A 12,898-nucleotide genomic window follows, 5' to 3' on the forward strand; every position below is an offset into this window, starting at 1 on the left:
GAAATACGTGCCCCTTGCCATACACGAACGAAAATGTCTCGTCCTAAATCATCTGTACCGAACCAATGGGCAGCTGATGGCGCTGCATTATAAACCCCTAATTGTTCACGGTAACTATAAGGTGAAAAAATAGGTACAAATATAGCTAATAACGTAATAATGACTAACGCTATTATCCCGAAAATCGCTAATTTATTTTGAGAAAATCGAAGCACTACTTCTTTCCAAAAGGACACGGATTTATCAGCTAATTTTTCACTTTCATCCGAACGGCCACCGACAATTTTAAACTTATCCGGTGAAATTTGTTCAAATAATTGGTTGTTTTGTGCCATTACTTTTTCGCTCCTTTCAGCTTTATCCGCGGATCAATTACACTGTATAAAATATCAACAATTAAAACAGCAAATAATAGAATAATAGAATAGAAAACGGTTGTCCCCATAATAACTGTATAATCACGGTTTGTAATACTCGTTACGAAGTGTCTTCCTAATCCTGGGATAGCAAAAATTTGTTCAATAATAAAGCTTCCCGTTACAACTCCAGCTGTAAGGGGTCCCAAATATGTAACAACTGGTAGCAATGCATTTCTTAACGTATGTCGGAATACCGTTGTCCATTTTCCAAGACCTTTTGCACGCGCCATTTTTACATAATCACTATTTCCTTGTTCAAGCATGCTTGATCTTATAAGTTTCGCAATGAAACCTGCATGAGTAATGGCAATGGCAAAGGCCGGTAAAACACTATAAATAAACCCTTTCCATCCGCTTACCGGGAAGAGGCCTAACTTATACGCTAAAAAATATTGCATTAAACCAGCTAATATAAATGAAGGTACTGAAATACCTAAAACTGCAATGGTTGTCGCTAAATAATCCGGCCAACGGTTATGATATAGCGCTGCAATTACCCCAAGTAAAACACCTAAACCGATTGATAAGATCATTGCTTCAATTCCCAATGTTAATGAAATAGGGAAACTTTCTGAAATAATATCATTTGTAGAACGACCTTTATATTTCATCGATTCACCAAAATCAAAGCTAATCGTATCTACTAAATAATCTTTATATTGAACATACCAAGGATTATCTAATCCATATTTTGCGTTTAATTGGGCCTCTATTTCCGGCGGAAAATCCCGTTCGCTAGCAAACGGACTACCAGGTGCTAATTTCATTAAAAAGAATGTAGCTGAAACGATAATAAATAAAGCAATAAGTATATAAATTAATCGCTTAAAAATATATCGCAGCATTGTTTTCCCCTCCTTTTCATATTAAAAGGCTGCTCTGAATCGATTACTCGATAGAAAGCAGCCTCAAATGTTAGTAACCTTTTCCTAATTTAAATAGATTATTTTTCAACATCTACATATTTTAGATACATGTTACCAAGTGAATCTTGTTCCATATTCTTAACATAGTCTTTCTTCACTGAAAGATTTGTGTAGTAATAAATTGGTGCAACTGGAGTTTCAGCCATGATAATACTTTCAGCCTGTTTTAACAATTCAAGACGTTTAGCAGGATCTGTTTCAGTATTAGATTGTTCAAGTAACTGAGTATACTCTGCATTTTCCCAACCAGTATCGTTGTTACCATTTTCTGCAGAATTGTACATTTCTAAGAATGTGTAAGCATCGTTGTAGTCAGCAATCCAACCCATACGAGCGATATTGTAATCTAAGTTAGATACTTTATCTAAGTATACTTGCCACTCTGAGTTATCAAGAGTTACATCGATACCTAGATTTGTACGCCAACCTTCTTGAATGAATTGAGCAATAGCTGCGTGAGCTTCACTTGTATTAAATGAAAGGCTTAGTTTAAGTTCGCTTGGATCAGATAGACCAAGTTCTTTTAAACCTGCATCTAATGCTTTTTTCGCTTCTTCAATATCATTATCTTTCATATAGCCACGATCTTCTTCAAAACCTTTAACCGCTGAAGGAACCATACCTAATGCAGGAGTTTGTTCCCCTTTTGTAACGTTATCAATTAAACCTTGACGGTCAATCGCAAGTGTTAATGCTTTACGGATGTTTGCATTCGCTGTTGGTCCTTCTGTTGTATTAAATTTATACACATAGATAGCAGCATAATCGGAAATTTTTAAAATTCCTTCTTCTTTATAACGATCGATTACATCTAATCCAATTGTTTGGAACGGTGAACCTAACCAGTCAATTTCACCAGCGTCAAACATTGTTGAAGCAGTTGTTTCAGATTCAACCATTGAAATGTTAACTTTATCTAAAGCAACATTATCAACATCCCAATAGTTTTCGTTTTTCTCTAAAGTAATGGAACCACTATGTTGCCAGTCCGTTAATTTGAATGGACCGTTTGTTACATAAGAATCACCAGCTTCTGCATACCAAGTATCATTTGCTTCTGCAGTTGCTTTGTGAATTGGATAGTATGTTTTAAACGCAGTTAACTCTAAGAAATATGGAGTTGGGTTTTCTAAAGTAACTTCTAAAGTTTTTTCATCTACTACTTTAATTCCTAAATCTTCTACTGAACCTTCACCAAGGTTATAAGCTTGTGCACCTTTAATTGGGTAAAGAATTGATGCATATTCAGATGCATTTTTAGGATCTAAAGCAAATTTCCAAGCATATTCGAAATCTTCAGCAGTAACAGGGTCACCATTTGACCATTTTGCATCTTTTAAAGTGAATGTATAAGTTAATTGATCATCACTTACGTCAATCTTTTCTGCAGCTGCCTCGACAACTTCACCATCTTTAACAGTTGTTAAACCTTCAAACACGTTTTGTAAAATCGCATTCGAAGTACTATCTGTTGCTAATTGTGGATGTAATGAAGGTGGTTCTGATGGAATGACTAAGTTTAGCTCTTTTGAACCGCCCTCTTCAGAAGCTCCTTCTTTTGAATCATCTGTAGATTCTTTTTCAGAACCGAAGTTACAAGCCGCTAATACTAGAGTTAAAGCTAGTAACATCAGCATTAAAAATAGATTTCGTTTTTTCACGAGAATCCCCCTTTTTTGTTTATTCCCTATTTTCAGATAATAGGATTAACATAAACATCATAGCAAAGATTTTTTTATAAATAAACTAAAAATTCATTTTTCTAGGAAAATTTAGATAAAACACTATTCTAATATAATCGTGATTATTTAAACACTTTTCCTAGCTATTACTTTGAATTGAAAATATAAACAAGAAATAAAACTATATCTTAAAAAGCAAATTCTTTAAAACATACGATTAAATAAGGGTTTTCATTCTAATTTCAGAATATTCATTTAATTGGTGCAGCCGCATTATTTACCTCATTTATGTAAAATAATGTAAATTAGTACTAAAGAAATATTTTATTAAGAAAAATACATTTTTTTAAAAATTTTTAGCACTTTATTAAGAAAAAGTATTTAGTGTAAATGGAACAAAATTAGTCAAAAAGAAATGTAATGATTTATTTTAGTACGGAATCAATCCTTTTAAAAATAAAAAAGATGTCTTAAATAATTAAGACACCCCGTTTTTTAACGACTATTTGCTTTTCTAAAACCATCCACGCAATTCCAAATGGAGAACAAAGGTACTAACATAATTGCCATGACAATAAATTGTCTTACTTTTTCACTTGATATATCAAAAATAGTTGCCAGATATGTTAAAAATTCATGGTTGAATAAGTTAGGATTGATTATAACAATAATTAAAGTAACAACCCCAATCACTTCACGTAAAACATTAAAAATAGCAACCTTCTTCGTCCATTGCCCCTTAAATAACTGATAAAGTGCTAACCCAATCTCCATTCCAATAACAAGTACTATTAATGGCCAATACGAGTTTAAAATAGTTTGGTTCAAGGAAGGCATTATAAAGGTAAGACCGTCATCCGTTTTTTCATATACCCCTACTAAATGACTTGCATAAAAGTAGAACGTTCCCCAAATAGCAGTCCAAAGTAAACTACCGAATACTTGCCTCTTTGAAATAGCTCTCTTCTTTGGAATAAAAGGTATATTTTTTAAGTCGTCTGGCGTCCATTCATTGAGACTCATCGTACGGGGCTGATTATCCTTTATCCCATCGATCCGCTCCACTATAGCAAAAATTAATGTTAGCCAAAAGAATACTTGAATAAAGATGCTAACAATGTTCCAAATACTTTGAGTTAAAATATTTAAACCGGTTGTCAAAACCGTATCCCCTTGTTCAAACTCAATAATTTGAATAGCTGCTACGGAAATAAACGCAATTACAGCTGCAATAGGAACAATCATTTTCAAAAATGAAACATATAAATCAAAATACTTTGGACCAATAAGATGCATTGGTCTGTCATTATAACTACTTGCTAAAGAAACCGGATTCCCCAGTTGTTGCAATACTTGTTTTACATCCTTTTCCGTATATTCCAGTGGTAGCATATCTTCTATAGTAGATTTTAACTCTAGCCCAATATCTTCACGACTTTTTTGAGGTAACCTTCGCGTTACTTCATGAATGTAACTATCAATCAAATTCATTTAAACCATCCCCTTTCAGCAATTTATACAATTGTTTAGAATTCGTTAGCCACTCTTCTTTTAATTCCTTATAAATTTTCAACCCGTAATCTGTTAATATATAATATTTCCTTGGTCTTGATTCTGTCGTGTCCCAACTGCTTTCAACAAGTTCCTGTTTTTCTAATCGACGAAGTAATGGATATAACGTACTTTGTTCAATTGTTATCCCCGAGTCTTCCAGTAACTGGACTAACGAATAACCATACTGCTGCGTTTGCAATTGACTTAAAACGGCCAAAGTCAATGTACCTCTTCTTAATTCTGTGCTTAATGAATCCAGTATATTGTTCAACGGAACACCTCCTCCCTCTTATACTATGTAAAATACAGTATATATGATACTGTATTATAACGCGAACATTATTATTTCAATTTTTGGAAATGTTTTAGAAATTTTGAACGTTTAGCTATTTACTTCCTCTTGATTTTCTTATACGATTTCTGTTGTAAAGAGAAAGAAGGTTTAGTTCATGCTATTTGATTTAGATTTATCACTCATTGTCATTTTATTTCTTTTTGGATTTTTAGCCGCCTTTATTGATTCAGTAGTTGGTGGTGGGGGAATCATTTCACTACCAGCCCTAATGTTTACAGGACTAAGCCCATCAGCTGCAGTGGCAACAAATAAATTGGCTGGTACTTTAGGTTCTTTAACGAGTACAATTACTTTTTATCGTTCAGGAAATATTGACTTAAAACCTATAGCAAAAATATTTCCTATTGTATTTATTGCATCGATGTTTGGAGCATGGACGGTCCATTTAATGGATCCCAATGTTTTAAAACCATTAATGCTTGTCATGTTAGCCGCAGTTGCTATCTATACTTTCTTTAAAAAAGATTGGGGTAGTATTTCAACCTATAAAAAACTTTCCCCTAAAAAATACATAGGCTTTATATTCCTAGTAGCCGCGATTGGGTTTTATGATGGATTTTTAGGTCCTGGAACAGGATCTTTTCTCATTTTCGCATTTCTTTTAATTGGTTTTGACTTTTTAAAAGCAGCAGGAAATTCAAAGCTACTAAATTTCGCTAGTAATATCGGTGCCCTTGTAATGTTCCTATTCTTAGGGCAGATTAATTTTGCCTACGGTCTAGTTATGGGAATTGCTCAAATTATTGGCGCCATTTGTGGTTCTAAATTTGCCATTAAACAAGGCAGTGGATATGTACGTATACTCTTTATCGTTGTAACTGTTCTTTTGCTTACTAAAAATACATATGATTATTTCGCTAATTGACAAAAAAATCGAGACTGCTATTAGGCAATCTCGATTTTTTTCAATTCCCTTCTAATACGGAACCAAATATTCAAGGTACATAAAGTGGAACAGTGAATTTTCTCGTATTATCTAGTTACTTTTCAATTTGTTATGTTAATATCATCTATTTCCATTGCATCCCCGCATGTTTAATACGATATTTTACATTCACTTTAATTGTCATTTTTTTATAAACTTCTGCCCATTTCTCATCTGTTTTTACATTTTCATCCCAATACTTTGGATAAAAAGCCCTTACTCGTCCTCCTAAACCAAGAATATCCGATTCCTTTTCCTGCCACTTCTTCAATGTTTCTTCAAACCTTTCTCCAGCAACTCGGGAAGCTTCCTGTTCAAGTTCATCAACTTTTTGTTTACTTAAATCATTCGCACCTATTTCTTCATCTATACTCGAATCAATTTCAACATCAATGAAAGCTTTTGGTTGTCCATTTTTTACATTGACTTTAATTTTCGAGTCCCTTTTTAGTGATTCTACTAAGTATACTTCCCCGTCTTTAGAAGATACTGCAATCGGATAACCTCCAGGATTTTTCTCCCTCATAGCTAAATACGCACCAATTTCAATTGGAGTCATCGTACCAACCATTTTCTCTCCATTAAAAAAAGCAAGTCCGTTAATTAATATTCTTTCCTTCTCAAGGACTTTAACTAAAGGTAATTTAGCATCCACACCTTCTTCTTCTAAATCTACCCAAAATTTACCTAAATATTCCGTTGGCAACTGACCTAAACGTGCTGCATTTTCTAATGTTTCAGATAAATATAAAGCAGGAACCGTTTCAATAGGAGGAGCAGCCTCTAGTACATCTGAGGCTACATCTTCACTAATCACCATCCAAGCTGTTCTTCTTACCTCATAATTCCGTTTTAAGAAATCATTTATAACATCCATACCTTCTTTAGCTACTTCATCGTTTATAATGACAATTTGCAAATGACCAAGATATAATTTTTCAGCTAATTGTTGCTGTAAATTTGACATGGCATCATCTAACGTATGACCTACCGTTTCAAGTACCCATGCCGTTTGCCCCGAGCCATCCCCTCCTACACCTTCAGGACCAAGTTTAATTTTCCCCGGTACTGCCAATTGGGCCGTAACTCGATAAAGTGCATTTTACTCTCCACCAGGAAATTTATCTTCTGAATAAGATAACTCGGGCGTATCACTTTCTCGTTCTGCTATATCGATAGACAATCCTAAAATATTGGCCCGCTCTTCCAGTTCATATCGATCCCAGCATGCTGTTAAAATTGGAGAAAATAACAAAATTAAAATAATCAACAGTTTCTTATTCATGTCGCATCTCCTTTAATTTTCCGGAGTTTTGCTATAAGTAACAAAAGAATAAGGTATACAATTGTGCTAAAGGATACAAAAAAAGTAATCATTACAATGTAGTCATATAATACATAAATATCTTCAGGTATGATGGCGATAACAAATACTAAGGGTGATCCTATATAAGAAATAAGTCTGTATTTTTTCGTACCGAATATTTCAGCAACCCCTCTAACGAACAGGAAATAATAAGAAAGAAGCGTTGTAAATACTGCAAAAATCCATGCAATAATAAAAATAGCATCTATCCTTGCAAGGACATCCCCTGGAACTTGCACCATCCTAGCTAAAATTAATGTCGGCCAAAAAACGTTTGCCGCTTCTTTATCTCCAAAAACTGCTAATGACATCGTAACAATTCCCCATAAAAAAAACCTCCAATAAGTAAACCCCAAAAACTACTTTTCATACTTTTATTCGGATTTTTCATGTAAGGAATAACCATTGAAATAACGAGGAAATTGGCGAGCGCTTGTATGGCAAAACGAGCACTTCCTAAATAATCCTGAAAATTCAAGTCATGACCTAATATAGGAAGTAAACGGTATACTTCCACATCTCCAATAGAAGGGATTATTATGAGTAGAATAGCTACGATGATAAACGGAAGATAGAAAAAGTGTATATATGCAAATGTTGATACGTTATTAAAACGAATGGCTATACAAATGAAAATAATTAGCAGTATAGATATTTGAATTGGGGTATCTGGTAAAAGCCCTCCCTTTAATACTTCCGCAAACTGTCGAGTTTCAAGACCCATTAATATAATAAAAAAAAGAATAACAATCATATTGAAAAAATTTCCTAAATGTTTACCGATAATTTTTTGTGAATAACCAATTAACGTGCTTTTAGAAAACTTTTTCCCTAATGCAGCAATGGCGAGAATTCCTATCATACAGATTGCTATTCCAATTAAAGTTACTAGTGGAGCAGCAGTATTCGATCCTTCTATAATAAATCTAGGAATGGGCAGTATCGTTATACCTAGAACTGTCCCTATAATAATAATAACCAATTGTACAGAGGTTATTGAGTCACTATGTTTCATCTTCTCCTCCTCTACCCTCTTCCACAAAGTTGTTTTCAGCCTTTTCTTTCACTCTTTTTCCAACCCTTTTTGTATTTTGAGGATTCAAAGTTTTAGGTCGTTCCTTTAACCAATCTAATGGTGCTCGAATAATCGCATCCTTTAATGCCTTTAAGTTTACTGGTGCAATTGGTGCCATATACGGAACACCATAGGAGCGTAAGCTAACCATATGATTAAGAACAATAATAATTCCTATTGCTAATCCTAATAATCCAAAAATGCCAGCTAATATAACAAGGAAAAATCTTAACATACGAAAGGCATTAGCTGCATTGTAAGACGGTGTTGCAAAGGAACCAATGGTCGATAACGCGATTATAAAAACTGTAATAGGACTAACAAACCCTGCTTGAACAGCAGCTTGTCCTACAACTAACACTCCAACGATTGATAGGGCACCACCGATTTGTTGCGGCATTCGTACACTTGCTTCTCGGAGTATTTCCATTGCAATTTCCATTATTAATACTTCTACAAAAACAGGGAAAGGTACTCCTTGTCTACCGCTTGAAGCAGCTACTACAAAGCTTGCCGGTATTAATTCAGGGTGAAAGGATAAAGCAGTTACATAGAAAGAAGAAAAGGTTAAAGAAAAAACAAGTGCTATAAAACGAATGATTCTAATGAAAGAGGAAATAAGCCATCGCACATTATAATCTTCATTTGTTTGATAAAATTGATGAAAAGTTGCAGGTACAATTAACGCAAAGGGACTCCCATCCACTAAGATAGCAACTCTTCCTTCCAAAATGTTCGCAATAGTTTTATCAGGTCGTTCCGTATTAAGGACTTGCGGAAAAGGAGACCAAGGATTATCTTGAATAAACTACTCTAAATAACCGGCATCTAAAATACTATCTATTTCAACCGCATCTATCCTATTTTTCACTTCCTGGACAAGTGTCGGATTTGCAATATCATCTAAATAACAAATAGCGACTTTTGTATGGGATCTTGTTCCAACTTCTGTCTGTTCAATTCGGAATTCTGGAACAGGAAGACGATATCTTATTAGTCCAATATTTGTAATAATCTGCTCAATAAATCCATCCCGCGGTCCAATGACGACCCTCTCGGTTTCAGGCTGTTCAATTGATCGTTTATCTATTTGTACAGCATCGAATTCTAACGCTTTACTAATTCCTTCTATAAAAACGATAGTTTTTCCAAGAGTTAAAGATTGAAGTAGTTTAGAATAATTTTCTATTATCTTTGTATCAGAGTAGTATAAAACTTGTTCTAATATAAAATCGGTTCCCACATTATCAGAACCCTTTGGCAAACTTAATTCTTGTAATGGTTTTATAATATCTCTATCGATTATTTCGTTGCTCACTAGTGACTTTAAACAAATAAGGGAAGCAGGTATGGTTCCAAACAACTTAAATCTTCGATTGGAAAAGTCCATATCATTTTGAAAAATGGCATTTATTTTGCTCATATTTTCTTCAAGATTTGCACTAATGAATTTATCTTGATTACTTTTTATCATTTCACTATCAGGTATTGTTGGAATACTTTCTTGTTTCTTTTTTTTCGTCCTTTTTCTAAAGAACGGTGACATATTATCACCTGCTTGCTTCAAATTTAAGAAAACATACATAGATAGTATGTGATGTGTAATAATTTCCATACATAAAATTTCTTTTTTCATTTCAACATAAAAAAATCCTAAACGAATGTTTGTTTCGTTTAGGACTTTATGAGTTAGTTCTTTTTTAATTGATTAATCTGTTTCGTTAGTGCATTAAATTTAGAATCGAGTTCAGCATATTCACTATCTTTTGACGTTAAAAAGCTAAGCTTCCCAAGTACTTCTTGCCGTTCCGTCTCCAATTTCAACAGCAATTCATTAGTTGAATCTTGCTCCCTCGGCAACTCCTTCGTCTCTTTAAAGATTCCACCATCCCTAATGACTAATTGATAATTAGTAGTCTTTTCAAGGAAATAACGATCGTGGGAAACAATTAAAAGCGTTCCATCATACTTTTGCAAAGTGTCTTCTAGCTGTTCCCGGGATGGAAGGTCTAAATGATTGGTCGGTTCATCTAAAATTAGAACATCTTTATCCTCTAATATATATTTCATTAATTTACATTTAACCCGTTCCCCCATACTCATATGTTGGATTGGCTCTTTCCACGCTGCTGTCGTGAATCCTAAATGTTTCATTAAATTTTGTACTTTTCCTCGTTCTTCAAAAGATTCTTGGTAGAATAATTGTTCCGGTGTTTTGTCTAAAGGTAAATCGAATACTTCCTGAGTTAAGTAGCCAATGTTTGCAGAAGGAGAAATCCAGATGTCTCCTTCAACTTGTTCCTCGCCCATAATTATTTTTAATAAAGTTGTTTTACCACTACCATTAGGGCCTATTAATGCAATTTTTTCCCCATGTAGCATTGTAAAATGAACATTTTTAAATAAAGTTCTATCATTAAATTTCTTTGTTAAATGCTTTACTTCTAAAAAACGTTTCCCATTTTTGCCCTTCGACTTTAAAGAAAACTTCACTTCATATTCAGGTTTTACTTTTTCTACCTTGGACTTTTCCAATTCTTTTTCAAGCCTTTTACGTTTTGACTTAACTTGAGCATCCGTTCGCTTTGCTTTAACTCGGTGGTACTCTTTAAAGCCTTCTTGTTTTGTTGATTGGGCATGGGCTTTTTGTGACCAAGCCGATAGTTCATTTAATTGACTTTCAATTTTTTGAATCATTTGTTGCTGCTTTTCATATTCCCGTTGTTGGGAAACTCTCCGTTTTTCCCGAGCTTTCATAAAACTTGTATAGTTTCCTTTATGTTCTAATAACTGTCTATCCTCTATAGACCATATTTTCGTTGCCACTTTATCTAAAAAATAACGGTCGTGAGAAACTAAAATAATCGTTCCTTTAAATTGCTTTATCTGTTCAATGAGAAGTTGAGTACTTTCTTCATCTAAATGATTAGTTGGTTCATCTAATAATAATAATTGGGCATTTTTTGAAAAGCCCTTTGCAAGTCTTACCTTTAACCTTTCCCCTCCGCTTAATTGATTGTAGTCATTAGAAGGTACATTCCATTTTGATAGTAAAAGCGCTTCTTCTTTCTCTAACATTTTTGATGTAAAACATGCCGTTTCTTGTTCCACCGATTCGATCGTTAAATTTTGTAATTGGTAAACCTCACCACTACTTGGTGTTATGTTACCTGATATAATTTGGAGTAGAGTAGATTTCCCTACCCCATTCTTCCCGATGATTCCTATAATATCTCCTTGATGTACCGTAGAACTTACACTTTCAAAAATAACGTTTTCCATAATTTCATACTGGATATTTTGTAATTTTAAAATTTCTTGCATCAAAACTCATCCCTTCTTGAAGGGAGGACTCTATCTGGCCAAGGGTAACGATCTCAAACTCTATATTTGGAATCGATTCCATGATAATAGCCAAATCTTTAAAGAAAAAAATCCTCCCAAATATTTTTGGAAGGATTAGTCGCATTTTCACATGATTAAATAAACTATTGGTGATCAATAGCTACTACACGTATGTTAGAAAAATGGGCAGACTAATCCTATTTTAATTTCTTGAAATATAAAAGTACTTCAAAAATAAAAATAAGATTATAAAATCATCGTCCACCCATCTTCCCTTCTTTTCAATTTAAATTATTATATCATAAATGGAGTCATTTCATGAATTCCATCGCAAATTCACTCAACTATCAACATGTCATTGGAATCAAACTTCCACATTTCCCCGTACGCTACTTCCCAGTAATAGTCGTTTGGATCTTGGAAATAGCCACTATAACCACCCCAAAAAACTGTTTCCGGTTTTTTAACAATTTTCGCCCCTGCTTTTTCAGCTAATTGAAAGACTTCATCGACTTCAGTCTTAGATTTACCATTATAAGCTAAAGTAATTCCACCGAATCCATGTCCAATAGTGGGAGGATTTTCTTCATTTATATCTTTCGCTAAATTTTCAATAGGGAATAATGAAATTTTTGTCCCATTGTTATTAAAGAAAATAACTTCGGGATTCGATTCATCTCCATATACTTTAACATCAAAGCCTAAACCATCACGATAAAAACGAAGAGACTCTTTCATATCCTTTACACCTAATGTAACTAAATTTAAACGATTCATATATTCCTCCTATTTTCTTTATAAAAATTTCTCTTTAAATTGGGGGCTTAATTCACTCCATACATCAAACTTGTTGCCATCTATATCAGTAAAAACAAAGTTCTTTCCTACATGACCCCGGTCTTCAATGTCCCCAACCTGGATATTTTTGTTTTTAAATTCGCTATGTAGACTAAGAAGGGCTTGTAATCCGTCTACTTCAAAAGTAACAGAAAACTGTTCATTCCCAGCAAAATCAATGAAGTTTGCATTTGTATTTTTAGATTTCACTAAAAAGAAGCTTTGATTAGCAAAGTTAACAATCGCTTTATCCGTATCAATATATGATATAACCGCATCGATTTTTTCTTCATACCACTTTGCAGAAACTTCTACTTCCTTTACTGGAATGTAAATCGTCCCAACTCTTATCAATCCTGTTAACATCTTTCCCCTCCTAAAAAACAAACCTCATTTTGTACTTTAGAAAGCATT

9 protein-coding genes and 4 pseudogenes are annotated in these 12,898 nt (G+C 33.8%); 1 reads left to right on the forward strand and 12 read right to left on the reverse strand.

What is annotated here, in order from left to right:
- From ACH0B5_RS12295 to ACH0B5_RS12315, 5 genes and pseudogenes are all read right to left on the reverse strand, one after another.
- Positions 1–335, reverse strand: a pseudogene (locus ACH0B5_RS12295) (ABC transporter permease); the annotation flags it as partial.
- Positions 335–1,264: an ABC transporter permease gene (locus ACH0B5_RS12300; RefSeq protein WP_341362819.1), complete on the reverse strand. Its 930-nt coding sequence runs from the start codon at positions 1,262–1,264 to the stop codon at positions 335–337. The pseudogene ACH0B5_RS12295 and the gene ACH0B5_RS12300, both read right to left, overlap by 1 nt.
- 98 nt (positions 1,265–1,362) lie before the next feature.
- Positions 1,363–2,982 carry a peptide ABC transporter substrate-binding protein gene (locus ACH0B5_RS12305; RefSeq protein ID WP_406927893.1) on the reverse strand — a complete coding sequence of 540 codons (1,620 nt, stop codon included), beginning with the start codon at positions 2,980–2,982 and terminating at the stop codon, positions 1,363–1,365.
- A 540-nt stretch (positions 2,983–3,522) separates the two neighbouring features.
- A complete protein-coding gene (locus tag ACH0B5_RS12310; RefSeq protein WP_406927883.1) occupies positions 3,523–4,518 on the reverse strand; it encodes an HAAS signaling domain-containing protein in 996 nt (331 codons plus the stop codon).
- Positions 4,505–4,852: a PadR family transcriptional regulator gene (locus ACH0B5_RS12315; protein ID WP_341362821.1), complete on the reverse strand. Its 348-nt coding sequence runs from the start codon at positions 4,850–4,852 to the stop codon at positions 4,505–4,507. The genes ACH0B5_RS12310 and ACH0B5_RS12315 overlap by 14 nt, the downstream gene beginning before the upstream one ends.
- A gap of 178 nt (positions 4,853–5,030) precedes the next feature.
- On the opposite strand from ACH0B5_RS12315, the gene ACH0B5_RS12320 reads away from it, so the two are divergent.
- Positions 5,031–5,801 (forward strand): TSUP family transporter, encoded by a 771-nt coding sequence (locus ACH0B5_RS12320; protein WP_341362822.1) that lies wholly within the window; start codon positions 5,031–5,033, stop codon positions 5,799–5,801.
- A gap of 145 nt (positions 5,802–5,946) precedes the next feature.
- Here ACH0B5_RS12320 and ACH0B5_RS12325 read toward each other — a convergent pair.
- The 7 genes and pseudogenes from ACH0B5_RS12325 to ACH0B5_RS12355 form a co-directional block, all read right to left on the reverse strand.
- Positions 5,947–6,942, reverse strand: a pseudogene (locus tag ACH0B5_RS12325) (Ger(x)C family spore germination protein); the annotation flags it as partial.
- Between the two features lie 21 nt (positions 6,943–6,963).
- Positions 6,964–7,146: a hypothetical protein gene (locus tag ACH0B5_RS12330; protein ID WP_406927884.1), complete on the reverse strand. Its 183-nt coding sequence runs from the start codon at positions 7,144–7,146 to the stop codon at positions 6,964–6,966.
- Positions 7,143–8,242, reverse strand: a pseudogene (locus ACH0B5_RS12335) (GerAB/ArcD/ProY family transporter). The gene ACH0B5_RS12330 and the pseudogene ACH0B5_RS12335 overlap by 4 nt, the downstream one beginning before the upstream one ends.
- A pseudogene (locus ACH0B5_RS12340) lies at positions 8,232–9,938 on the reverse strand (spore germination protein). Before ACH0B5_RS12340 ends, ACH0B5_RS12335 begins: the two co-directional pseudogenes overlap by 11 nt.
- Positions 9,939–9,991: 53 nt before the next feature.
- Positions 9,992–11,626 (reverse strand): ribosomal protection-like ABC-F family protein, encoded by a 1,635-nt coding sequence (gene abc-f / locus ACH0B5_RS12345; RefSeq protein WP_341362827.1) that lies wholly within the window; start codon positions 11,624–11,626, stop codon positions 9,992–9,994.
- A gap of 357 nt (positions 11,627–11,983) precedes the next feature.
- Positions 11,984–12,424 carry a VOC family protein gene (locus ACH0B5_RS12350; protein WP_341362828.1) on the reverse strand — a complete coding sequence of 147 codons (441 nt, stop codon included), beginning with the start codon at positions 12,422–12,424 and terminating at the stop codon, positions 11,984–11,986.
- An 18-nt stretch (positions 12,425–12,442) separates the two neighbouring features.
- On the reverse strand, positions 12,443–12,850 hold the full coding sequence (locus tag ACH0B5_RS12355) for a VOC family protein (protein ID WP_341362829.1): 408 nt from the start codon (positions 12,848–12,850) through the stop codon (positions 12,443–12,445).
- Between the last annotated feature and the right edge of the window lie 48 nt (positions 12,851–12,898).

The sequence above is a fragment of the Ureibacillus sp. 179-F W5.1 NHS genome, assembly GCF_045369345.1.
Taxonomy (GTDB): domain Bacteria; phylum Bacillota; class Bacilli; order Bacillales_A; family Planococcaceae; genus Ureibacillus; species Ureibacillus halotolerans.

Bases quoted from the DNA above. Each gene is read 5' to 3' on its own strand.
- ACH0B5_RS12310 (WP_406927883.1), bottom strand. From the start codon at position 4,518: ATGAATTTGATTGATAGTTACATTCATGAAGTAACGCGAAGGTTACCT.
- ACH0B5_RS12355 (WP_341362829.1), bottom strand. From the start codon at position 12,850: ATGTTAACAGGATTGATAAGAGTTGGGACGATTTACATTCCAGTAAAG.
- ACH0B5_RS12300 (WP_341362819.1), bottom strand. From the start codon at position 1,264: ATGCTGCGATATATTTTTAAGCGATTAATTTATATACTTATTGCTTTA.
- ACH0B5_RS12330 (WP_406927884.1), bottom strand. From the start codon at position 7,146: ATGAATAAGAAACTGTTGATTATTTTAATTTTGTTATTTTCTCCAATT.
- ACH0B5_RS12305 (WP_406927893.1), bottom strand. From the start codon at position 2,982: ATGCTGATGTTACTAGCTTTAACTCTAGTATTAGCGGCTTGTAACTTC.
- ACH0B5_RS12320 (WP_341362822.1), top strand. From the start codon at position 5,031: ATGCTATTTGATTTAGATTTATCACTCATTGTCATTTTATTTCTTTTT.
- ACH0B5_RS12350 (WP_341362828.1), bottom strand. From the start codon at position 12,424: ATGAATCGTTTAAATTTAGTTACATTAGGTGTAAAGGATATGAAAGAG.
- abc-f (WP_341362827.1), bottom strand. From the start codon at position 11,626: ATGCAAGAAATTTTAAAATTACAAAATATCCAGTATGAAATTATGGAA.